This is a genomic window from Sphingomonas leidyi (genome assembly GCF_011761945.1).
Classification (GTDB): domain Bacteria; phylum Pseudomonadota; class Alphaproteobacteria; order Sphingomonadales; family Sphingomonadaceae; genus Sphingomonas; species Sphingomonas leidyi.
In genome coordinates this window covers 1520272-1541778 of record NZ_JAASQV010000001.1, presented here as the reverse complement: position 1 = coordinate 1541778, position 21507 = coordinate 1520272, and the positions used below count along the sequence as shown (strand labels likewise).

Below are 21507 nucleotides of genomic sequence, written 5' to 3'. Positions count from 1 at the left end.
ATAGATGTCACCAATCCGGATGGATTGCCTGTCCTGATCTCGACCCGCCGGCACCGGAGCTATAGCCTCGCGCCATCTTCCATCAGCGCGAGGTTCGGTATGTCTACTTTGTCCGTGCAGGTTGCCCCCTTCAATCCCGGGGAAGTTCATGTACGCGTCTGGACCTATGCCACGCCGGGGCCGAGCTTCGAATGGAATGGCACCGCCACTTCGGGGAGCCCGGTCAATGAGAGCTGGGCCGATCTCGAGCCGGGGCATTATGCCGTCACGATTTCCTGGAGCGAGGGCTATCAGAACATCGCCTCGGGCATTGCCGGCAACCAGATCGTCTACAACGGCAATTATCTCTATTATCAGGTCCTCGGCAGCCCGGCGGACGGCAATGGCGTGTCCGCGGTCTTCGGGCTGGTGATCTGACCCGCCGCCACCCAGCGTATCGCGCCGCCGGGAAGGCGGATCGGTGCATGGCCGTAACTATCGGGCTATTTGCGGATACTATCGGATCGCCTCGGAACTTGTTTCTGGGGCGTTTCCGTTTCCTGCGCGGGATGGCGCGGGAACATGTGGTTTATCCACAGTAAATTCCGGATTCACCGCGTCTTTACGTGCTTCGGTATACCCCGGAGTTGCAAGACCTAACCCGTCGGCATGAAGCCGTCAGGAGATGCGGGGGCTTATGCCGTTTGATTCCGTACAAGTTGCGCGATTGGGCGGGGCGTGGGGCTCGATGGGGGCGCTCATCGCCTCGGACGGCAGCGCCCACCACCCTTATCTGCAGCGCCTCGCCCGCAACGAGGAGCCGCTGCGCGACCTGTCGGACGCGATGCATCATATCTGCCTGCTCCATGGCCGCCATCCCGGCGTGATCGACCATGCGCTGGGCCATGCCCGCCTCGGCATCGAACGCGACTGGCTGGAAGTCGCCGCCGACGCCTTCGTCATCGAACGCGCCTATCTCGTCCGCATCGTCGCCTCGGCGGGCCCGATGCCCAGCACGCCGGGCCATGCCGAGACCGAGGCCGCCACCGCAGCCCAGCGCCATGCGATCGACATGCTCGCCCAGTCGGATCGCGCGGGCTGCGCCACCGGCGCGGCGATCGCGCTGGCGATGGACTGGGCGGTGATCCGCGAGGCACTGGATGCCGCCGGCGAGCGCCTGGGCCTCACCCCTCCCCCCTCGCAGTTGCCGCTTGCCGAGGAGACGGTGACCGTGGTCGACACATTGGTGCGCGAAGGCATGCTCGAGCGGGCCATGTTGTTCGGCGCGCAGCAGCTCTTCGCCCAGCATCGCGGCCTGTGGGACCTGCTCGAGGCCCGCGCCTCGGCGCGCGACAAGCAGTAACTTCCCCACACCGATCTTGCGCGAGACGGCTTCGCCCCTCTAAGCCATGGCGATGCGCTTCGAAGGCACCCAAAGCTATGTCGCGACCGAGGACCTGAAGGTCGCGGTCAATGCCGCCGTCACGCTGCGGCGTCCCCTGCTCGTCAAGGGCGAGCCGGGCACGGGCAAGACCGTGCTCGCCTATGAGATCGCCAAGGCAGTGAATGCCCCGCTGATCGAGTGGAACGTCAAGTCGACCACCAAGGCGCAACAGGGCCTGTACGAATATGACGCGGTCGCCCGCCTGCGCGACGGCCAGCTCGGCGATCCGCGCGTCCACGAGATCGCCAACTATATCCGCAAGGGCAAGCTGTGGGAGGCGTTCACCGCGCCCAAACTGCCCGTGCTGCTGATCGACGAGATCGACAAGGCCGATATCGAGTTCCCGAACGACCTGCTCCAGGAGCTCGACCGGATGGAGTTCCACGTCTACGAGACGCAGGAAACCGTCCGCGCCGCCGAGCGCCCGATCGTGGTGATCACCTCGAACAACGAAAAGGACCTGCCGGACGCGTTCCTGCGCCGCTGCTTCTTCCACTATATCAAGTTCCCGGACCGCGAGACGATGCAGGCCATCGTCGACGTCCATTTCCCCGGCATCCAGAAGATCCTGGTCTCGAAGGCCATGGATATCTTCTACGAGATCCGCGAGGTCCCGGGCCTGAAGAAGAAGCCCAGCACCAGCGAGCTGCTCGACTGGCTCAAGCTGCTCCTCCACGAGGAAATGCCGCTCGACGTGCTGCAGAACAAGGACCCGACCAAGGCGATCCCGCCCCTCCACGGCGCGCTGCTCAAGAACGAGCAGGACGTGATGCTGTTCGAGCGGCTCGCCTTCATGGCGCGGCGCCAGCAGGGCAAGGCCTGATGCCCTATACCGGAAGCTGCGCCTGTGGCGCCGTCACCGCCACGATCGGCGGCGAGCCGGTGGCGGTGCGCCAATGCTGGTGCCGCCGGTGCCAGCGCGTCGCCGCCGGCTCGGCCACCACCAATGCGATGTTCGCGACCGACGATATCGTGCTCACCGGCATGCTTTCGAGCACCAGCTATGTCGCCGACAGCGGCAACACGCTCACGCAGAGCTTCTGCGGCGCCTGCGGCACGCCGGTGATGGGCCAGTCCTCGGCCCGCCCGCAATTCCGCACGCTGCGCCTGGGCTTTCTCGACGATGCCCAGGGCCTGGCGCCGACCGTCGCGATCTGGACCGACGAGGCACCCGCCTGGGCAAGGATCGATCCGATGCTGGAAACCTTCCCGCGCCAGCCTCCGGCACCCGCGCCCAGGCCCGAGTAGCCGAGCCAATCAAGGTCCTCCGCAAGCTGTTCGGCGGGGCCTGACGGAAGACTATCCGCATCACGCTCCATTCGGCGCCGATCATAGTTAACCCTTCCTAAACCACTCCGGGTTACGGACCGCTTGGGGGGGACCTTGTATGGGTCCCGAGTATGTGTCCGCGTATCGCGTTTCCCGTGCTGCTCGCCGCCGCGCTGTCCGCTGCGGTGCCTGCCGGTGCGCAATCCCTTCTCGACTATGTCGGCGAATGCGTGCCCTTCGCGCGTGCCGCTTCCGGCATCCAGATCTATGGCGACGCCTGGACCTGGTGGGGCCAGGCCGAGGGCCGCTACCAGCGCGGCCGCGTGCCCAGGGTGGGCGCCGTCCTGGCCTTTTCGAAGAGCGCGCGCCTGCCGCTCGGCCATGTCGCGGTGGTGAGCCGGATCGTCGAGAAGCGCGTGCTGATGATCACCCATGCCAACTGGTCCCGCTTCGAGGGCGAACGCGGCCATGCCGAGCAGGACGTGACGCTGTTCGACGTGTCGGAGCGCGGCGATTGGAGCATGGTCAAGGTCTGGTACCGCGATCGGGGCGGGCTGGGCAGTTCGATCTACCCGGCGCACGGCTTCATCTATGGCACGCCCGACCGCGATGCGCCCGCCACGGTGCGCAAGGCCCGCCCCTCGGCCGAGCTGACCGCCAGGCAGCCGGATTATGTCGGCTCGCTGATCGACGCCTATGCATCGCGTTGAGCTTGCCCGAAGCTGAGCGGCGAGGCATCTAGCAGAGCATGACCGGGGGGGATCTGCGCGCGAATCGGCGCTGGTGGTGGGCGATCTGCGCGATCGCGGTTGCGGGCCTGGCGCTGCGCTTCGTCTGTTCGCTGGGCGACCTGTGGTTCGACGAGGCCTGGTCCGCGTCGCAGGCGCGCGATGCGCTGACGCCGATCGGCGTCTTCATCGGAATCAATCACGACAACAACCACCATCTCAACTCGCTCTGGATGCAGATGGTGGGCTTCGGCGCCTGGCCGCCGCTCGTCCGCCTGCTCTCGATCCTGAGCAGCAGCGCGGCGATCCTCGTGGCCGCCAGGATCGCCGAGCCGCGCGGACGGATCACCATGGTGGCGACCGCCCTGCTCTTCGCCTTTTCGCCGATGCTGGTGACGATGGGATCGGAAGCGCGCGGCTATGCCGGCATGTCGCTCGCGATGCTGATCGCGATCCTGTTCATCGATCGCTGGCTGGCGGGCGACCTTGGCTATCGCCGCCCGACCACGTTCGCGCTCTGCTTCTTCCTCGGTGCCTTGTCGCAGCTCACCATGATCTTCGCGGCCGTCGCCCTGGTCGGCTGGCCCTCCTTCGTGCTGTGGAAGCGCAACGGCTTCCGGGCGGCGGCGCTCGAGATCTTCCGGACCTTCTGGCTGCCGGTGCTGGTGCTGGCGGGCGTGCTCGGCTTCGTGCTCGCCGCTGGTCACTTCGCCGGCACCGGCTTCCGTTTCGGGCGCTACGATCCGTTCGACTTCATGATGTACCTGAACGGCACCACCACGGCGATCGGCTATACGATCGGCCTGCCCTGGAAGGACATCTGGCCGATCGTGCTGGTGCTGGTGCTGCTCGTCCTGGCGCCGCGCTGGGGCGCATCGCGCATGGCGCTGTACCGGCTGGCGATCTTCGCCTTCCCTTTCCTGCTAGCCGTGCTGCACGCCGGCAATGTCGGCCATGCCCGCTACTATATGCCTGCCCTGCTGCCGCTGCTGCTGATGCTGGGCGAGATGACCGGCTTCGGACTGGAGAAGGGCGACTGGCGGCGGATCGCGGCAGGGATCGGCCTGGCCGCGATGCTCGGCGGAAGCCTGTGGTGCGATTATGTGCTGGCCGTGGACCAGCGCGGCGATCCGGGCGGCCCGGTGCGCGAGATGATGGCGCGCGCGCCCGAAGGCACGACGATGCTGCTCGATCGCGACACCGGCCAGGCGGCCACCGACGTCGCCGCCGCGCGCCGGAAGTACAAGCTCAAGGTGATATTGGGCCGCTGCGATCCCCAGGCGCGCTTCCTGCTGGTCGACCGCTTCCTGGGCGAGGCGTTCCCGGCGGACGCCGATCGCTGCGGCGGCCATTTCGCGCTGATCGCCCAGCATCGCATGCGCAGCCTTTCGGGCACCAACTGGAACCTGTACGAGCGGCGGAGCCAACCCTAAGGAAAGCGGATGTTCCTTTCCTTCCTCGACGAGCTGCGTGCCGCGGGCATACCGGCCAGCCTGAAGGAGCATCTCGTGCTTCTGGAAGCGCTCGACCGCGACGTGATCGAGCGTACGCCCGAGGCCTTCTACTATCTCGCCCGCGCCACCTTCGTGAAGGACGAGGGGCTGCTCGACCGGTTCGACCAGGTCTTCGCCAAGGTCTTCAAGGGCATCGCCGCCAGCTATGGCGTCGCCCCCGCCGCGATCCCCGAGGAATGGCTGCGCGCGATCGCGGAGAAGTTCCTGTCCCCCGAGGAAATGGCGAAGATCCAGTCGCTCGGCTCCTGGGAAGAGATCATGGAGACGCTGAAGCAGCGGCTCGAGGAGCAGCAGGGCCGGCACGAGGGCGGCAACAAGTGGATCGGCACCGGCGGCACATCCCCGTACGGCAATGGCGGCTACAATCCCGAAGGCGTGCGCATCGGCGGCGAAAGCAAGCACAAGCGCGCGCTCAAGGTGTGGGAGGGCCGCGAGTTCCGCAATCTCGACAGCACCCGCGAACTGGGCACCCGCAACATCAAGGTGGCGCTGCGCCGCCTGCGCCGCTTCGCCCGCGAGGGGGCGGCCGACGAGCTCGACATCGACGCGACGATCGAAGGCACCGCGAAACAGGGCTGGCTCGACGTGCACATGCGCCCCGAGCGGCACAATGCCGTGAAGCTGCTGCTCTTCCTCGACGTCGGCGGATCGATGGATCCGTTCATCAAGCTGTGCGAGGAGCTGTTCTCCGCCGCCACCAGCGAGTTCAAGAACCTGGAGTTCTTCTATTTCCACAATTGCCTGTACGAAGGCGTGTGGAAGGACAATCGCCGCCGCTTCCAGGAGCGCACGCCCACCTGGGACATCCTCCACAAATATGGGCACGACTATAAGCTGGTCTTTGTCGGCGATGCCTCGATGAGCGCGTACGAGATCACCCATCCGGGCGGCTCGGTCGAGCATTTCAACGAGGAGGCGGGCGCCGTCTGGATGCAGCGGGCGCTGAACACCTATCCCGCCGCGATATGGCTCAATCCGATCCCGCGCGAGCAATGGGGCTATACCCAGTCGGTGAAGATCCTGCGCGAGCTGCTGGGCGACCGCATGTACCCCCTCACCCTGGCCGGCCTCGACGAGGCGATGCGCGAGCTCAGCCGCAAGCGCTGAGCGCCGAGCACCCGGGTCATTCCCTTTCCGTGCGCGGCTTCGAATCCTTCACGATCTGGCGCGAAATGGTGCTCATCTGAGTCACCGACGTACCGTTCGGGCGCACCTTGTAGAGCCCGGCGAGGAAACCGCGGTCGATGCCCGTCATCGCAGGCGGCGGTGCGCCCTGGGGATCGAACAGCGTGAGGATCGTGTTCGCCTCCACCCCTTCGCGGGGCGGGCGGGCCCCGGCCAGCGTGCGCATCGCGACATAGTCCGAGATCTGGGTCAGCGTCTTGCCGAGCAGGGCATCGGCATCGAGGACCATGATCGACTGGAGCACCGCCTGCTGGGTCTGGAGGTCGACGAGCGAGGCGCCATAGACCCGCAGCGTCGGCGGGCCGTCCGACTCGGTCTGGCGGGGCGCCTGGCCGTTCTCGTTGCGCACCTGCACCGCGCTCCACACATGCACCGGCCCCTCGCGCATCGCCCGGCTCATTTCCTTGGCGCTCACGCCCAGGAACAGGCCGCTGAACTTCTGGCGGAGCTTCCTGACGACGGCATCGGCATTGTCGGCGACCATTATCACCAGGTTGGGCTGGCACTTGCCCTCCGCTCCGGTCCTGATCCCGGCCTGCCGGGCATCGTCGCGAATGCGATCCTCGACCACCATGGCATATTGCCGCGGCAGGCCGAGCACGAACGGGCAGACCGGGTCGACGAAGCGCGCGAGCTGCCCCTCGGTGCTGGTCACCACCTGGCGGACGAACTTGCGGGCTTCGCGCGGCGGAACGCCCTTCTGCCCGCGAACCACGATGCTGGGATCGTCGGCGGGCTTGTCCTGCGCCTGCGCCGTGCCGGGGGCAGCGATCGCCAGGGCGAAACCGATCAGGGCCATGCGCACGCTAACTCACTCCCACCTCGCTCCCGTCAAATCGGGCGTGCCATCGATATAGCATTCCCCTGCCCCGCCGGTGAAGCCCGCTAGCGCGGCCGGCCCGTCACCATCGTGCGCGAGATCCGATAGGCCTGGTCCCCGCCCTGCGCATAGGGATCCCGCAGCCGATAGAGCCCCGAGAGCAGGCCCAGGTCCATATCGGTGATCTCCGCCGGCGGCGGCGCCACCGCGGGGTCGAACAGCGACAGGATCGAAGCGGCTGCGATCGATCCCTTGTCGGGCGGCCGCGCGCCCACCAGCGTGCGCATCACGGCGTAATCGGCGATCTGGCGTACCGATTTGCCTTGAGCGGCCCGCTTGTCCATCACGATCACCGAATTGATCGTGACTGTCTGGGTCTCGCTCTCAAAGATGGTCGGGAAATCGGGATCGTCGTCCCCGGTGGCGACATTGCCCATGTCGTCCCGCGTCACGACCAGGCGCCAGGCATGGATCGGCCCCGCCTTGAACGCATCGCGCAGCGCGCCCTCGTCCAGATCGGCGAAGGCGGCATTGCGGCGCTTGCGCATCGTTTCGATCAACGCGTCGGCATTGTCGGCGAACACGATCATCAGGTTCGGCCGGCATTTCCCCCTGGCGAGGCGAACCGAACTGGCCCCGGCGACGATGCGGAAACGCTCGTCGATCGGCGCCCGGAAGCGCTCGGGCAGGCCGAGGACGAGCGGGCAGACCGGATCGACGAAGCGCGCGAGCTGGCCGCTGTCGCTCTCGAGGACCTGGCGGAGATAGCGCCGGGCCTTCCCGATCGGCTCGGGACCCTTGCCGGTTACGACGATACCGCCGTCCTGCACCGGTTTGGCATCCTGTGCCGGGGCCAGGGGCGCGCCGGCCATGGAAAGCAGCAGAAGCGAGGCCAGGCAAAACGGCGTGCGCATAGAGTCGATCCTTCCCAGGCCTCTCCGTGTCGAATGCGCCGGCTGAACCGATCTCTCGCGGTATGGGCGTATCGCGCGCAGCCGGGCCTGTCCATCCGGCAGCTTCGGGGCCCGATGCTAACGGGGTTTCTTCGCCGTTCCGGTTTCCCGGGCGTCCCGCACGATCCGATCGGCGATCGTGCCGGCCTGGCTGCCGAGCCGGGCATTGGCCTGCATCTGATAGATGCCCGTAAGGAAGCTGCGATCGACCTGAGTCAGCCCCTCCGGGACGATGGCATCCCCGTCGAACAAGGTCAGGATCGTATCGAGCCGTCCGCCCTCCTTGGGAGGGCGCGCGCCGGCAAGCACGCGCATGGCGACATAGTCGGCGATCTGTCCCACCGACTTCTCGTCGATCGCATTGACGTCGATGACCACCACCGCGGCATAGGTGGCCTGCTGCGTCGAGAGCGAGATGCGCGAACCGGGGTCTATGCCGCGGAAGCTGCGCAGGCCATCCGGGCCTTGCGCCCCGGGCCTGCCGCTCTGGTCGAGCTCCTCGGACACCCGCCAGGCGCGCACCGGCCCCTCGTCAAGGGCGGTGCGCTTGTCGTCATAGGCGAGGTCGCGGAAGAAGCCGTGATATTTCTCGCGCAGCTGGGCAATGATGGCGCCCGCATCCGCCGCGACGATCACGAAGACGTTCGGATAGCATTTCTCGTCCCGATCGACCTGGGCACCGACCTCTGCGGAGACCTCGCGGAACCGCTTGACGATCGCCTTGGCATAGGGCGGCGTCAGCCCCAGCACCACCGGGCATACCGGATCGTTGAAGCGCGAGAGCTGGTCCTTGGTGGTAGTGACGATCCGCTCGACGAAGCGCCGTGCCTCCTTCCGGGGGCCCTGCTTGCGGCCTTCGACAAGGATGCCGCCATCCTGGCCGCCTTCGGGCACCTGCTGTCCCTGCGCGACGCCGCCGGAAATCGTGGCGAGAACGAAGGCGAGACCGATGGCCAGCTTGCGCATGCGTTTCCCCAGCATCAAACCAAAAGCGTTGCGGGGCCGCATGACGCGAACTCAGGGCGCAGCCGCGCCGTGGAATTCAGAGTCGGTCGACCGCCCGATGGAGACGCCGGAGTATCGCGCCGTCATGCGCCTGTCCATTGGCCGCTTCGGTGGCGAGCGCCATCAGCCGGACCGCGCCGAAACTGGCCGAAAGGCCCTTGAGGCGCAGCGCCGCCGCCGCCCAGCCATCGGGACTCTCGGCGGTCTTCATGGTCTCGAGGCACCTCTGCACCCCGTCGTGAAAGGCTTCGCGCAGCTCGGCGATCAGCGCGGGCTCGTCGCCCACCGCCGCCGCCAGCGTCGCATCGATTGCACCCGGATCGTACGCCATGATCCGTCCCTAGCCGGATACCGTTAATAGCGCGTTTCCATGCCGCTGTTGGTACGACGCCGAAATGTGGTAAATGCGCGTCATGATTGGGGGAAAACCTGCCGAACCGCTGCCCGCGAACGAAGACGCGGAGGAGCTGGTCCTGTCCGAAACCGTGGCGCCCGCGCGGATCGCGCCGGCGCTCGCCGCCGATGACGTGATCGAGGAAGAGGAGGAGGCGCCCCGCCGGGCCGGCTGGATTCTGCCCGCTCTCGCGATTCTCGCGGTGCTGGGCTGGTTCGGCGCGATGGGCTGGCTGCTGCGCGACACCTTCGCCGCGCCGATGGCGCCCGCCGGGCTCGTCCAGCTGATCGCCGCGCTGTGCGTTCCTCCCGCCCTGGTCGGCATCCTCTGCCTCCTTGCCCTGCGCACGAGCCGCGCCGAGGCCCAGCGCTTCGGCGCCAGCGCGCGCGCAATGCGCGCGGAGGCCGCCAGCCTCGAGCGTGTCGTCGCCACGCTCTCGCGCAAGATCGAGGAGAATCGCGCGGCACTTGCCGAGCAGACCAACATCCTGATCGCCATGGGCGAACGCGCCTCCGAGAAGCTTGAAAGCGCCGCCGGCAGCGCCGCGCAGCATGCCCGCTCGATCGACGCCAGCACGCGCCATCTCGGCGAATCGGCCGCCGATGCCGAGCATCGCGTCGCCGTGGTCCTCGCGTCGCTGCCCAAGGCGCATGAGGAGATGCGCGGCCTGTCCGACCGAGTCGATGCCGCCGGCCTGCTCGCCGGCGAGCGGGCGGCCGCCCTCGACACCCAGCTCTCCGCGCTCGCCGAACGCGGGCGGGAAGCCGACCAGATCGCTGGCGGCGCGGCCGACCGGCTCGCCGCGCACATCGCCCGGATGGAAGCGACCAGCCAGACCGCCAGCGCGCGGCTCGAAAGGGTCACCGGCGAGATGTCGACCCAGGTCGATGCCGTGCTCGATCGCGCCGCCAATGCCGTCGACGAGGCGCGCAAGGGCATCGCCACCCAGGGCGAGGCCATCCTCGCCATGCTGTCCGCCAACCAGGCCGCACTCGACCGCGCGGGCCGTGACAGCGCCGAGGCGATGGGCGCGCGCATGGCCGCGATCGAGGAAGCGATCGGCCGCATCGGCAACCGTCTCGCCGAGGAGCAGGGTCGCGGCGACATGCTGTTCGAAGGGCTGGCCTCCGGCGTCGATCGGCTCGATCGCGCCATGGAAGGCTTGCATGCCGCGGGCACCGAGCGAACGGGGAACCTGGCCGCATCGATGAGCGCGCTGCATGGCTCGGTCTCGGCGATGACGGTGGCGCTCGACACCGGCGACCAGACCGCGCGCAGAGTGATCGGCACGTCCGAGGACCTGTTGACCGCGCTCGACGCCTCGGCCCGCGAGATCGACGAGACCCTGCCAGAAGCGCTCGCCCGGCTCGATGCCCGGATCAACGCGAGCCGCCAGGTGGTCGCCGCTTCCAAGCCCGAGCTGCTGGCCCTGGTCACCGCCGCCGAGAGCACGCACGATGCGATCGAAGCCATTGCCGATGTCGTCGGCCAGCAGCGCGACACGCTCGCCAAGACCCAGGCTTCCCTGCTCGAGACCCTGGCCACGGGGGGCGAACAGGCCGAACAGCTGGGCGCGATGGTCGACGAGACCATCGCCACCACGCGCCGTTTCGCCGAGAGCGCGGCGCCGCAACTGGTCGAGGCGCTGGTGAGCGTCCGCGAGACTTCCAGCGCCGCCGCCAGCCATGCCCGCGAGACGCTGTCGGGCATCGTGCCTCATGCCGAGCGGGCGATCGAGGAAGCCGCAGGCGATGCGCTGCGCCGCGCGATCGACGTTTCGATCCGCCGCCAGCTCGCCGATCTGGCCGAGACGACCGAGGCGGCCGTGGTCGCGGCCACGCGCGCCTCCGAGCGGCTCACCCAGCAGATGGTGGCCCTGGCCGATACCACTGCCCAGGTCGAGGCGCGGATCGCCGAGGGCCGCAAGGAGCGCGAGGATTCGGACAGCGACAACTTCGCGCGCCGCGTCTCGCTGCTCATCGAAGCGCTCAACTCGGCTTCGATCGACATCACCAAGGCCTTCTCGGCCGATGTGACCGACAGCGCCTGGTCGGCCTATCTGAAGGGCGATCGCGGCGTCTTCACGCGCCGCGCGGTGCGCCTGCTCGACCCCTCCGAAACGCGCGACATCCACCGGCTCTACGAGGAAGACGAGGATTTCCGCGACAACGTCAATCGCTACATCCATGATTTCGAAGCAATGCTCCGGCAGATCCTGGCGCTGCGCGACGGATCGCCGATGGGCGTGACCCTGCTCTCGTCGGACATGGGCAAGCTCTATGTCGCGCTGGCCCAGGCGATCGAGCGGCTGCGGACCTGATCCGCGGTGCGGCACCTCGGGTTGGGGATTCCGGCAAGTCTGCGAGACCAGCGTTCGTCATCCCTGCCTGCATGGGGATGACGGGGTTTGCCGATCGGGCGTGCCCCTAGGCCCCGTTCCCCGGCTGTAGATGGGCCCACCAGTCGAGCATATCGGTGGTGACCCAACCGTTGCGGTAGTTCAGGTAGAAGATCGCGAAGAGGATCGTCGCCACGATCGTCGTGCGGAATGCGATGCGCTTGGCCCTGAACTCGTGCGGGGCGCTCGGCGCCTGGCCGGGCACCAGCGCCACGCCGGCCTCCTCGCTCGTCTTCACCCCGAACGGCAGGACGAGGAACACCGAGAAGGCCCAGAAGAGGAAATAGATGGCGAGCGCGGATTTCCAGGGCATGGGATGGTGATAGGGCGCAGCCGGGCAGAACGGAAGCGCCATCCGCATGCCCGCTCCCCGGCGAAGGCCGGGGCCCAGCCGCAATGTCCTTCGACAGGCGCACCCGCCTCACCCGCCAGCCCGATACCGGGACCCGGCCCCTACCGGGGAACAGATACGGTGTTGGCGGCCGGGCCTATTGCTCGATGATCAGCACATCGACGACGGGCTTCTTCCCCGTGAAGCGCACTGCGGCACGGCGCACGCCCAGGCGCAACGACTCGCGCAGCTTCTCGATATCGCCCTTGCCGTCCTTCTTCACCGCCTCGCGCGCGGCATCCACCGCTTCGTCGATGAAATCCTCGCGGTCCTCCTCCACCGGGATGCCCTGGAGGCGGATCTGGGGCTCGCCGGAGAGCTTGCCGTTGCGGATCGCCACCGCGACGCTGATCTGGCCATAGAGCGCGATCCGGCGGCGCTCGTTGATCGTGGTGCCGTCCGCCGGCAGGATGATATCGCCGTCGAGCACGAGCCGGCCCACCGGCGCCTCGCCGATCTTCTCGGGGCCGTCCGGCGCCAGGCGGACGATGTCGCCATTCACCTGGCGGATCGCCTTGGGCACGCCCTGCTCGAGCGCGAACCGGGCCTGCTCGTACATGTGGCGGACTTCGCCGTGCACCGGCACGACGATCTCGGGCCGGATCCACTTGTACATCTCGGCGAGTTCGGGGCGGCCCGGGTGGCCGGAGACGTGGATGAATGCCTGGCGATCGGTGATCAGTTCGACACCCTTGGCAGCGAGCGTGTTCATGATCCGCCCGATCGCGATCTCGTTGCCCGGGATCTGGCGCGAGGAGAACACCACCGTGTCGCCTTCGTGCACCTTGAGGACATGGCTGCCCTCGGCGATGCGGTTGAGCGCAGCGCGCGGCTCGCCCTGCCCGCCGGTGGCGACGATCAGCACCTCGTTCGCCGGCAGGTCCATCGCGGTCTCGAAATCGACCGTATCGGGGAAATCGCGCAGATAGCCGGTCTGCTTGGCGACGCGCAGGATGCGGTCGAGCGAGCGCCCGGCGACGCACAGCTCGCGCCCGGTGTCGCGGGCGACTTCGCCCAGGGTCTGCAGGCGAGCGGCATTGGAAGCGAAAGTGGTGACCAGCACCCGGCCCTTGGCGGCGCCAATGACCTGATCGAGTCCTTCGCGGACGGCGCCTTCCGAGCCCGAGGCCTCGGGATTGAAGACGTTGGTGCTGTCGCAGACCAGCGCGAGCACGCCCTTGTCGCCGATCGCAGTCAATTCCGCCGCAGTCGAGGCGCCGCCCAGAGCCGGCGCGTCGTCCAGCTTCCAGTCGCCGGTGTGGAAGACGCGGCCATAGGGCGTCTCGATGAGGACGGCATTGCCCTCGGGGATCGAATGGGCGAGCGGCGTATAGGTGATGCGGAACGGCCCGAGGTTGAACGGCCCCTCCTCGTCGACGATGTTGAGCTCGACCTTCTCCTCGATGCCCTCTTCCTCCAGCTTGCCGCGGATCAGGCCCGCGGTGAACGGCGTGGCATAGAGCGGCACGCCCAGATCGGCGGCGAGATAGGGCAGCGCACCGATATGATCCTCATGCCCATGGGTGAGGACGATGCCGAGCAGATCGTCTATCCGCTCCTCGATGAACTGCAGGTCCGGCAGAATCACGTCGATGCCCGGATAATCGGGGCTGCCGAAGGTGATGCCGCAATCGACCATCAGCCATTTGCCCTGGCAGCCATAGAGATTGACGTTCATGCCGATCTCGCCGGAGCCGCCCAGCGCGAGGAAGAGAAGTTCGTTTTCTGGAGTCACGTTAGTCCTATGCTCTGTTCGTCGCCCGGGCGGAAGCCGGTATCTCGGGCGGCGGAGGCGCTGCCGACGGTGCGAGACCCCGGCCCGTGCCGGGGCGGCGGCTATCTACTGGCGCGTTCCCACAGCATCGCCAGCCCCTGGATGGTGAGATCCGCCTCGAGCGCATCGAACACATCGGTGTGCTTCTCGAACAGGACCGCAAGGCCGCCGGTGGCGATCACTTTCACGGGGCGGCCGATCTCGGCCTTCATCCGCGCGACCAGCCCTTCGATCATCGCGACATAGCCCCAATAGATGCCGATATGCATCTGGTCCACCGTGTTGCGGCCGATCACGCTGGCGCTCTGCGGCGCGGTGATCGCGATGCGCGGCAGCTTGGCCGCCGCGGTGACCAGCGCATCCAGCGACAGGTTGATGCCCGGCGCGATGATCCCGCCCTTATAGGCGCCGCGATAATCGACCAGCTCGAACGTGGTGGCCGTGCCGAAATCGATGATGATCAGGTCGCCGGGATGGCGAGCATGGCCGGCGATCATGTTGAGCGCGCGGTCCGCGCCCAGGCCCTGGGGCTCCTCCACGTCGAGCGGGAATCCCCATTCGGCCTTGCCCTGCCCCGCGATCACCGCGTCGGTCTTGAAATATTTGCTGCTCAGCACCTGGAGGTTGTGCAGCGCGCGGGGCACCACCGTGCCGATGATCACGCCGGTCACGTCGGAGCGTTCATAGCCCTCCAGGCCGAGCAACTGGCTGAGCCACACCGCATATTCGTCCGCCGTGCGCCGCGGATCGGTGGCGATCCGCCAGCGGGCACGAACCTCGCCGCCTTCGAGCAGGGCGAAGACGACATTGGTGTTGCCGGCATCGATCGCGAGCAGCATGGCAGGGCCTCTCAGAGCAGGAACACGTCCGCGGCATGGATGACATGGCTGGTGCCGTCGGCCAAGCGCAGGATGAGCGCCCCTTCGCCATCCAGCCCGCCGAACAGCCCGTCCAGGCTGGTGCCGTCGGCAAGACGGGCAGTCAGCGCGGTGCCGAGCGGATGGGCGCGGGCAAGCCAGCGCTCGCGGACCGGGGCGATCCCCTCGCGCCAGCGCGATACCCAGCGGGCGAAGCTCTCGGCCAGCGTCTCCGCGAAAAGCTGCGGGTCGGGCGCCGGGCCATGGGCGGCGAAGCTGGTCGTCGCGCGGTCCAGATCCTCCGGATGATGCGCAAGGTTCACGCCGAAGCCGAGGATCACCGCATCCCCCACCCGCTCGAGCAGGATGCCGGAAAGCTTGGCGCCGTCGACCAGCAGGTCGTTGGGCCATTTGAGCATCGGCACGAGCCCGAACACGCGCGCCGTCTCGTCCAGAGCGACGGCGGCGACCAGCGCCAGCGTGGCGGGCGAAGGCTCGCCCGGCCGGGTGCGCACCAACGTCGAGACATAGAGATTGCCGGGCGGCGACCGCCAGGCACGGCCCTGGCGGCCCTTGCCCGCGCTCTGCCGCTCGGCCCGCAGCCACAGGCCCTCGCTCGCCCCGTTCCGGGCGAGCTCGGCCATGTCGGCATTGGTCGATCCCGTCTCGGCGACGGTCCGGACAATCCCGGTCAGAACAGCGCCTTTGCGGCCGCGCCGGTCCAGACCTCGAGATAGCCGAGCAGCGGCCAGCCCAGCGGCGAAATCACCACTGCGGCAACCGCCAGCAGCGCGCCTTCGACCGGATCGGTGCGGCCGCCAAAGGCCGGCGCCGGCTCGTCGAAATACATCACCTTGACGATGCGGAGATAATAATAGGCGCCGATCGTCGAGGCGGCAGCGGCCACCGCAGCGAAGACATAGAGGCCCGCATGCACTGCCGCCAAGAACACCTGCAGCTTCGAAAAGAAGCCGAGCAGCGGCGGGATGCCGGCAAGGCTGAACATGAAGATCGCCAGCGCCACGGCCAGCCCGGGCCGCGTGCGCGACATGCCGGCCAGGCTCGAGATCGTCTCGACCGGACGACCCTCATGGTCGCGCATCTGCAGCACCACCAGGAAGCTGCCCAGCGTCATCACCACATAGATCGCGACATAATAGAGCACGCTCGACACGCCCGCCTCGCCGCCGGCGGCAAGGCCGACCAGCGCGAAGCCGACATTCGCGATCGACGAATAGGCGAGCAGCCGCTTGATGTTCTCCTGGCGGATCGCCGCGACCGAGCCGAAGAGGATCGAGGCCAGCGAAGCGAAGATCACGATCTGGCGCCAGTCGGCGATCGCCGGGCCCATCGCATCGATCGCCACGCGCGTGGCGAGTGCGATCGCCGCGACCTTGGGCGCCGAGGCGAAGAAGGCCGTCACCGGGGTCGGCGCGCCTTCATAGACGTCCGGCGTCCACATGTGGAACGGCACGGCCGACATCTTGAAGGCAAGGCCCGAGAAGACGAACACCAGGCCGAACAGCAGCCCGATCTTCTGATCGCCCGACGCATAGGCATCGGCGATCCCCGAGAACAGCGTCGTGCCCGAGAAGCCATAGACCAGCGAGATGCCGTAGAGCAGGATGCCCGAAGCCAGCGCGCCGAGGACGAAATATTTCAGGCCCGCTTCCGCCGAACGCGTGTCGCGGCGCATGAAGCTCGCCAGGATATAGGCCGAGAGGCTCTGCAGCTCGAGCCCGACATAGAGGCTCATCAGGTCGCCCGCCGAGACCATCATGCCCATGCCCACCGCGGAGAGCAGGATCAGCACCGGATATTCCGGGCGCAGATCGTCGCCCGAAGTCTGCTGGAAGAAGCGCGGCGCGATCAGGATCGAGACGCCGGCGGCCAGGAAGATCAGCGCCTTGGCGAAGGCGGCGAACATGTCCGGACGATAGAGGCCGCCAAAGGCCTCGCCCCCGGCCGAAGCCGGGCCGGCCAGCGCGATGCCCGCGCCGACCAGCACCGCGATCGCGGTCCAGCTGACCAGCTTGGTCGACTGGGCGCCGCCCCATGCGGCAACGAGCAGGAGGAGGACGGCGCCGATAGCGAGCACCAGCTCGGGCAGCGCCATCATCAATTGCAACGAATAGTTCATTAGTGCGCCTCCCCGTGCGCGGAGGCTTCTGCCGGAGCGCCCTTGGGCGCGTGCGCAGCAGGGGCAGCGGCGTGTTCGCCATGTTCAGCGGCGGCAGGCGCGGGCTTGCCGACGGTCGGCGCCGAGTCTCCGGCGGGCGCGGCGCGCTCGAGACGCGCGACCAGCTTCTGCACGTCGCCGCGCATCGGCTTCATGAAGCTCTCCGGATAGACGCCCATCCAGAGCGTCACCGCGGCCAGCGCGCCGAGCATGACGAACTCGCGCAGGTCGAGGTCCGGCATCGCCTTCACATCGTCCTTGGTCAGGTCGCCGAATGCCACCCGGCGGTACAGGTACAGCATGTACGCCGCACCCAGGATGATGCCGGTGGTGCCCAGCAGCGCATAGAGCGTCGAGACCTGGTAGAGGCCGGCAAGGCTCAGGAACTCGCCGATGAAGTTGCTGGTGCCCGGCAGGCCGACCGAGGCCATGGTGAACAGCAGGAACAGCACGGCATAGCGCGGCATGTTGATCGCAAGGCCGCCATAGCGGTCGATCTCGCGGGTGTGCAGCCGGTCATAGATCACGCCGACGCAGAGGAACAGCGCGCCCGAGACCACGCCGTGGCCGAGCATCACCATCATCGCGCCCTCGACGCCCTGCGCGTTGAACGCGAACAGGCCGAAGGTGACGATCGCCATGTGCGCGACCGACGAATAGGCGATCAGCTTCTTCATGTCGCTCTGCACGAGCGCCACCAGCGACGTGTAGATCACCGCGACGGCCGACAGGGCGAAGACCAGCCAGATGAACTGGGCCGAAGCCTCCGGGAACATCGGCAGCGAGAAGCGCAGGAAGCCATAGCCGCCAAGCTTCAGCAGCACGCCCGCCAGGATCACCGAACCGGCGGTCGGCGCCTGCACGTGCGCATCGGGAAGCCAGGTATGGACCGGCCACATCGGCATCTTCACTGCGAACGAGGCGAAGAAGGCCAGCCATAGCCATGTCTGCACATGCGGCGGGAAATCATGCGCCATCAGCGCCGGGATCGACGTCGTGCCCGTGGTCAGGATCATGTAGAGGATCGCGATCAGCATCAGCAGCGAGCCGAGCAGCGTGTACAGGAAGAACTTGTACGACGCGTAGATGCGATTGGCGCCGCCCCAGATGCCGATGATCAGGAACATCGGGATCAGGCCGCCTTCGAAGAAGACGTAGAACAGCATCAGGTCCTGCGCCGCGAAGGTGCCGATCATCAGCACTTCGGTGGCGAGGAAGGCGGCCATATATTCGGGCACGCGCTTCTCGATCGAGCGCCAGCTCGCCCCGATGCAGATCGGCATCAGGAAGACCGAGAGGACGATCAGCAGCAGCGCGAAGCCGTCGATGCCCAGCGCCCAGGCGAACTCGGCGCCGCCGATGCCGAACAGGCGGACATGCTCGACGAACTGCCACTGCGCAGCGCCGTCGCCGGTCTGGAAATTGGCCCAGAGCAGGATGCCGAGCGCGAGGTCGACAAAGGTGGCGGCAAGCGCCAGCCAGCGGGCCGATTGCGCGTTGACGAACAGACAGGCGACCGCGGCGAACGCGGGCACCGCCAGCATGACGGTGAGGATCGGGAAGCCGCTCATCGCGCGATCACCCAGGTCAGCGCGGCAGTGAGGCCGATCAGCATGATGAAGGCATAGGCGTAGACATATCCGGATTGCAGCCGGGCAGCGCCGAAGCTGCCGAGCTGGACGACCTTGGCGGCACCGTTCGGGCCGAACCGGTCGATCGTGGCTTCGTCACCCTTCTTCCAAAACAGGCGGCCGATCGCGAAGGCGGGGCGCACGAACAGGAAGTTGTAGAGCTCGTCGAAATACCATTTGTTGAGCGAGAAGAGGTACAGCGGGCGGAACGCCTCGGCGAACTTCGCCGGGAAGCTCGGCGACACGATGTACGCGCCATAGGCAATGGCCAGGCCGCTCAGCATCGCGAAGGTCGCGCTGAGCTTCACCCATACCGGCACCTCGTGCATCGCGTGCATCAGATGCTCGTTGAAGGCGATGGCGCCGCGCCAATAGCTTTCGCCCGCACTCGGCTCGATGAACGCGCCGTGGAAGACGAAGCCGGCGAAGATCGCGCCCAGCGTCAGCAGCACCAGCGGCACCAGCATCACCCAGGGGCTCTCGTGCGGGTGATAGCCCGCCGTGCCCTCGGGATGGTGGCCGTGCAGGATCTCGTCCGCGGTCGGCGCATGGTCGCTCGCTTCGGCTTCGCTGTCGTGATGATCGTCATGGCCATGGCCGTGATGATCGTGGACCGCGTGCTGGATATGCTCCGAGCCCGCCCAGCGCGGCTTGCCGTAGAAGGTCAGGAACACCAGGCGCCAGCTGTAGAAGCTGGTGAGCAGCGCGACGAACACGCCGACCCAGAAGGCGCTGGTCTGCCCCGCGGCATAGCTCGCCTCGATGATCGCGTCCTTCGAGTGGAAGCCGGCGAAGCCGAACGCGGTGTTGCCGAAGATGCCGGGGATGCCGACGCCGGTGATGGCGAGCGTGCCGAACAGCATCGTCCAGAAGGTGACCGGGATATGCTTTCTGAGGCCGCCATAGAAGCGCATGTCCTGCTCATGGTGCATCGCGTGGATCACCGAGCCGGCACCCAGGAACAGCAGCGCCTTGAAGAAGGCGTGCGTGAACAGGTGGAACATCGCCGCGCCGTACGCGCCGACGCCGGCGGCGAAGAACATGTAGCCGAGCTGCGAGCAGGTCGAATAGGCGATGACGCGCTTGATGTCGGTCTGCGTCGTGCCGACGGTGGCGGCGAAGAAGCAGGTCGCGGCGCCGACAAAGGTCACCACGCCCAGCGCGACCGCGCTCTGCTCGAACATCGGCGACATGCGGCAGACCATGAATACGCCGGCGGTCACCATGGTCGCGGCGTGGATCAGCGCCGACACCGGGGTCGGGCCTTCCATCGCGTCCGGAAGCCAGGTGTGCAGGCCGAGCTGCGCCGACTTGCCCATCGCGCCGACGAACAGCAGCAGGCAGAGCACGGTCATCGTGTCGAAGCGGTGACCCAGGAAGCCGATGGTCGAGCCGTGCATGTTCGGCGCGGCGGCGAGGATCGTCGGTATGTCGATCGTGCCGAACACCAGGAAGGTGCCGAAGATGCCGAGCATGAAGCCGAGATCGCCCACGCGATTGACCACGAAGGCCTTGATCGCGGCGGCGTTCGCGCTCGGCTTGCGGAACCAGAAGCCGATCAGGAGGTAGGATGCCAGGCCCACGCCTTCCCAGCCGAAGAACATCTGGACCAGGTTGTTGGCCGTCACGAGCATCAGCATCGCGAAGGTGAAGAGCGACAGGTAGGCGAAGAAGCGCGGCTGATCCGGCTCCTCCGACATATAGCCCCAGCTATAGAGGTGGACGAGCGCCGAGACGCTGGTCACCACCACGAGCATCACCGCGGTCAGGCTGTCGACGCGCAGCGCCCAGTCGACCTGCATCGAACCGCTCAGCATCCAGGTGAACACCGGCGCGACCCAGCCCCCGCCCGGGATCGCATTGGCGTCGTACACCATCGTGTCCGGACCGAAATTGCCGGTCAGGAAATGGAGGAAGATCGGCCAGGAGAGCGCGCAGGCAATGAACAGCGACCCCGTGGTGATCACCTTGGGGAACGTGCTGCCGAAGGACTTGTTGGCAAGCCCGGCCACGACTGCCGCGAGCAGCGGCAGGAATACGATGAAATGGATCGCCGACATCAGCCCTTCATCCGATTGACGTCTTCGACCGAGATCGTGCCGCGGCCGCGGAAGTAGATAACGAGAATGGCGAGACCGATCGCGGCCTCACCGGCAGCGACGGTGAGCACGAACATCGCGAAGACCTGGCCCACCAGGTCCCCCAGCGCGTTCGAGAACGCCACGAGGTTGAGGTTCACGGACAGCAGGATCAGCTCGATCGCCATCAGGATGACGATGAGGTTCTTGCGGTTCATGAAGATGCCGAGCACGCCCAGCGTGAACAGGATCGCGCTGACGACGAGATAGTGCGTAAGGGTGATCACAGCTCGACCCCCTGCCCCACGGGATGGTTCACGTTGCGGGTCGCGTCCTTGGCGCGGCGTTGGACCTGACGGCTGATCTTCTGCGGCTTGACGTCGGTGCGCGGACGCAGCGTCAGCACGATCGCGCCGATCATCGCGACGAGCAGCACCAGGCCGGCGCCTTCGAACACGAACAGGTAGCGGGAATAGAGGAGCTGGCCGATCGCCTCGATGTTGGGCACCTTGACATCGACCGGCGCGACGCGGCGGCCGAGCTGGAGCGCACCGGCGCTATAGGCGCCCACCGCGATCAGGATCTCGGCGACCAGCGCGACGGCAAGCGCCACGCCGACCGCGGCATAGCGCATCACCCCGGCGCGCAGCTCCGCGAAGTCGATGTTGAGCATCATCACCACGAAGAGGAACAGCACGGCGACCGCGCCGACATAGACGATGACGAGCAGCATCGCGATGAACTCGGCATTGGCGAGCACCATCAGGCCGGCGGCGTTGAAGAACGCCAGGATGAGCCACAGGACGGAATGGACCGGGTTGCGCGACAGGATCGTCATGGCGCCGGAGGCGCACACAACGAATGCGAACAGGTAAAAGGCGAGAAGCTGGATCACGGAATCGGATGGC

The 21507-nt window shown here is 67.1% G+C and carries 21 protein-coding genes; 8 read left to right on the top strand and 13 right to left on the bottom strand.

Annotation, left to right across the window (positions count from 1 at the left end):
• Window positions 1–99: 99 nt before the first annotated feature.
• From FHR20_RS07435 to FHR20_RS07405, 7 genes are all read left to right on the top strand, one after another.
• Window positions 100–417 (top strand): hypothetical protein, encoded by a 318-nt coding sequence (locus FHR20_RS07435; protein ID WP_167298892.1) that lies wholly within the window; start codon window positions 100–102, stop codon window positions 415–417.
• 310 nt (window positions 418–727) lie between these two features.
• Window positions 728–1342, top strand: a complete 615-nt coding sequence (locus FHR20_RS07430; protein WP_243857146.1) for a DUF6975 family protein — start codon at window positions 728–730, stop codon at window positions 1340–1342.
• A gap of 52 nt (window positions 1343–1394) precedes the next feature.
• Window positions 1395–2246 (top strand): AAA family ATPase, encoded by an 852-nt coding sequence (locus FHR20_RS07425; RefSeq protein ID WP_167298890.1) that lies wholly within the window; start codon window positions 1395–1397, stop codon window positions 2244–2246.
• Window positions 2246–2671: a GFA family protein gene (locus FHR20_RS07420; protein ID WP_167298889.1), complete on the top strand. Its 426-nt coding sequence runs from the start codon at window positions 2246–2248 to the stop codon at window positions 2669–2671. Before FHR20_RS07425 ends, FHR20_RS07420 begins: the two co-directional genes overlap by 1 nt.
• Window positions 2672–2823: 152 nt before the next feature.
• The gene (locus FHR20_RS07415; protein WP_167298888.1) at window positions 2824–3402 is read left to right on the top strand and encodes a CHAP domain-containing protein; all 579 of its coding nucleotides are present in this window, start codon (window positions 2824–2826) and stop codon (window positions 3400–3402) included.
• A 38-nt stretch (window positions 3403–3440) separates the two neighbouring features.
• Window positions 3441–4853, top strand: a complete 1413-nt coding sequence (locus FHR20_RS07410; protein WP_167298887.1) for a hypothetical protein — start codon at window positions 3441–3443, stop codon at window positions 4851–4853.
• A 9-nt stretch (window positions 4854–4862) separates the two neighbouring features.
• Complete coding sequence (locus FHR20_RS07405; RefSeq protein WP_167298886.1) at window positions 4863–6041, top strand: vWA domain-containing protein; 1179 nt, start codon at window positions 4863–4865, stop codon at window positions 6039–6041.
• 16 nt (window positions 6042–6057) lie between these two features.
• Here FHR20_RS07405 and FHR20_RS07400 read toward each other — a convergent pair whose 3' ends face one another.
• The 4 genes from FHR20_RS07400 to FHR20_RS07385 all read right to left on the bottom strand — a co-directional run bounded on the left by FHR20_RS07400 (window position 6058) and on the right by FHR20_RS07385 (window position 9228).
• Window positions 6058–6924 (bottom strand): hypothetical protein, encoded by an 867-nt coding sequence (locus tag FHR20_RS07400; RefSeq protein ID WP_167298885.1) that lies wholly within the window; start codon window positions 6922–6924, stop codon window positions 6058–6060.
• Between the two features lie 80 nt (window positions 6925–7004).
• Window positions 7005–7853, bottom strand: a complete 849-nt coding sequence (locus FHR20_RS07395; protein ID WP_167298884.1) for a hypothetical protein — start codon at window positions 7851–7853, stop codon at window positions 7005–7007.
• Between the two features lie 117 nt (window positions 7854–7970).
• Window positions 7971–8858: a hypothetical protein gene (locus tag FHR20_RS07390; RefSeq protein ID WP_167298883.1), complete on the bottom strand. Its 888-nt coding sequence runs from the start codon at window positions 8856–8858 to the stop codon at window positions 7971–7973.
• A 76-nt stretch (window positions 8859–8934) separates the two neighbouring features.
• Complete coding sequence (locus tag FHR20_RS07385) at window positions 8935–9228, bottom strand: Hpt domain-containing protein (protein ID WP_167298882.1); 294 nt, start codon at window positions 9226–9228, stop codon at window positions 8935–8937.
• Window positions 9229–9301: 73 nt separating this feature from the next.
• On the opposite strand from FHR20_RS07385, the gene FHR20_RS07380 reads away from it, so the two are divergent.
• Window positions 9302–11611, top strand: a complete 2310-nt coding sequence (locus tag FHR20_RS07380; protein ID WP_167298881.1) for a coiled-coil domain-containing protein — start codon at window positions 9302–9304, stop codon at window positions 11609–11611.
• Window positions 11612–11717: 106 nt separating this feature from the next.
• Here the strand turns inward: FHR20_RS07380 and FHR20_RS07375 are convergent, their stop codons facing one another.
• The 9 genes from FHR20_RS07375 to FHR20_RS07335 all read right to left on the bottom strand — a co-directional run bounded on the left by FHR20_RS07375 (window position 11718) and on the right by FHR20_RS07335 (window position 21494).
• Window positions 11718–12002 (bottom strand): DUF1467 family protein, encoded by a 285-nt coding sequence (locus FHR20_RS07375; protein ID WP_167299419.1) that lies wholly within the window; start codon window positions 12000–12002, stop codon window positions 11718–11720.
• A gap of 175 nt (window positions 12003–12177) precedes the next feature.
• Window positions 12178–13815 (bottom strand): MBL fold metallo-hydrolase, encoded by a 1638-nt coding sequence (locus FHR20_RS07370; RefSeq protein WP_167298880.1) that lies wholly within the window; start codon window positions 13813–13815, stop codon window positions 12178–12180.
• Window positions 13816–13916: 101 nt separating this feature from the next.
• A complete protein-coding gene (locus FHR20_RS07365) occupies window positions 13917–14693 on the bottom strand; it encodes a type III pantothenate kinase (protein ID WP_167298879.1) in 777 nt (258 codons plus the stop codon).
• A gap of 11 nt (window positions 14694–14704) precedes the next feature.
• A complete protein-coding gene (locus FHR20_RS07360) occupies window positions 14705–15355 on the bottom strand; it encodes a biotin--[acetyl-CoA-carboxylase] ligase (RefSeq protein ID WP_243857145.1) in 651 nt (216 codons plus the stop codon).
• Window positions 15356–15402: 47 nt separating this feature from the next.
• Window positions 15403–16851 carry an NADH-quinone oxidoreductase subunit NuoN gene (gene nuoN, locus FHR20_RS07355; RefSeq protein WP_167298878.1) on the bottom strand — a complete coding sequence of 483 codons (1449 nt, stop codon included), beginning with the start codon at window positions 16849–16851 and terminating at the stop codon, window positions 15403–15405.
• The gene (locus FHR20_RS07350) at window positions 16851–18461 is read right to left on the bottom strand and encodes an NADH-quinone oxidoreductase subunit M (protein ID WP_167298877.1); all 1611 of its coding nucleotides are present in this window, start codon (window positions 18459–18461) and stop codon (window positions 16851–16853) included. The genes nuoN and FHR20_RS07350 overlap by 1 nt, the downstream gene beginning before the upstream one ends.
• Window positions 18458–20581, bottom strand: coding sequence for an NADH-quinone oxidoreductase subunit L (gene nuoL / locus FHR20_RS07345; RefSeq protein ID WP_167298876.1), 2124 nt, complete (start codon window positions 20579–20581; stop codon window positions 18458–18460). Before nuoL ends, FHR20_RS07350 begins: the two co-directional genes overlap by 4 nt.
• The gene (gene nuoK, locus FHR20_RS07340; RefSeq protein ID WP_086129652.1) at window positions 20581–20886 is read right to left on the bottom strand and encodes an NADH-quinone oxidoreductase subunit NuoK; all 306 of its coding nucleotides are present in this window, start codon (window positions 20884–20886) and stop codon (window positions 20581–20583) included. The genes nuoL and nuoK overlap by 1 nt, the downstream gene beginning before the upstream one ends.
• The gene (locus tag FHR20_RS07335; protein WP_167298875.1) at window positions 20883–21494 is read right to left on the bottom strand and encodes an NADH-quinone oxidoreductase subunit J; all 612 of its coding nucleotides are present in this window, start codon (window positions 21492–21494) and stop codon (window positions 20883–20885) included. The genes nuoK and FHR20_RS07335 overlap by 4 nt, the downstream gene beginning before the upstream one ends.
• Window positions 21495–21507 lie beyond the last annotated feature (13 nt).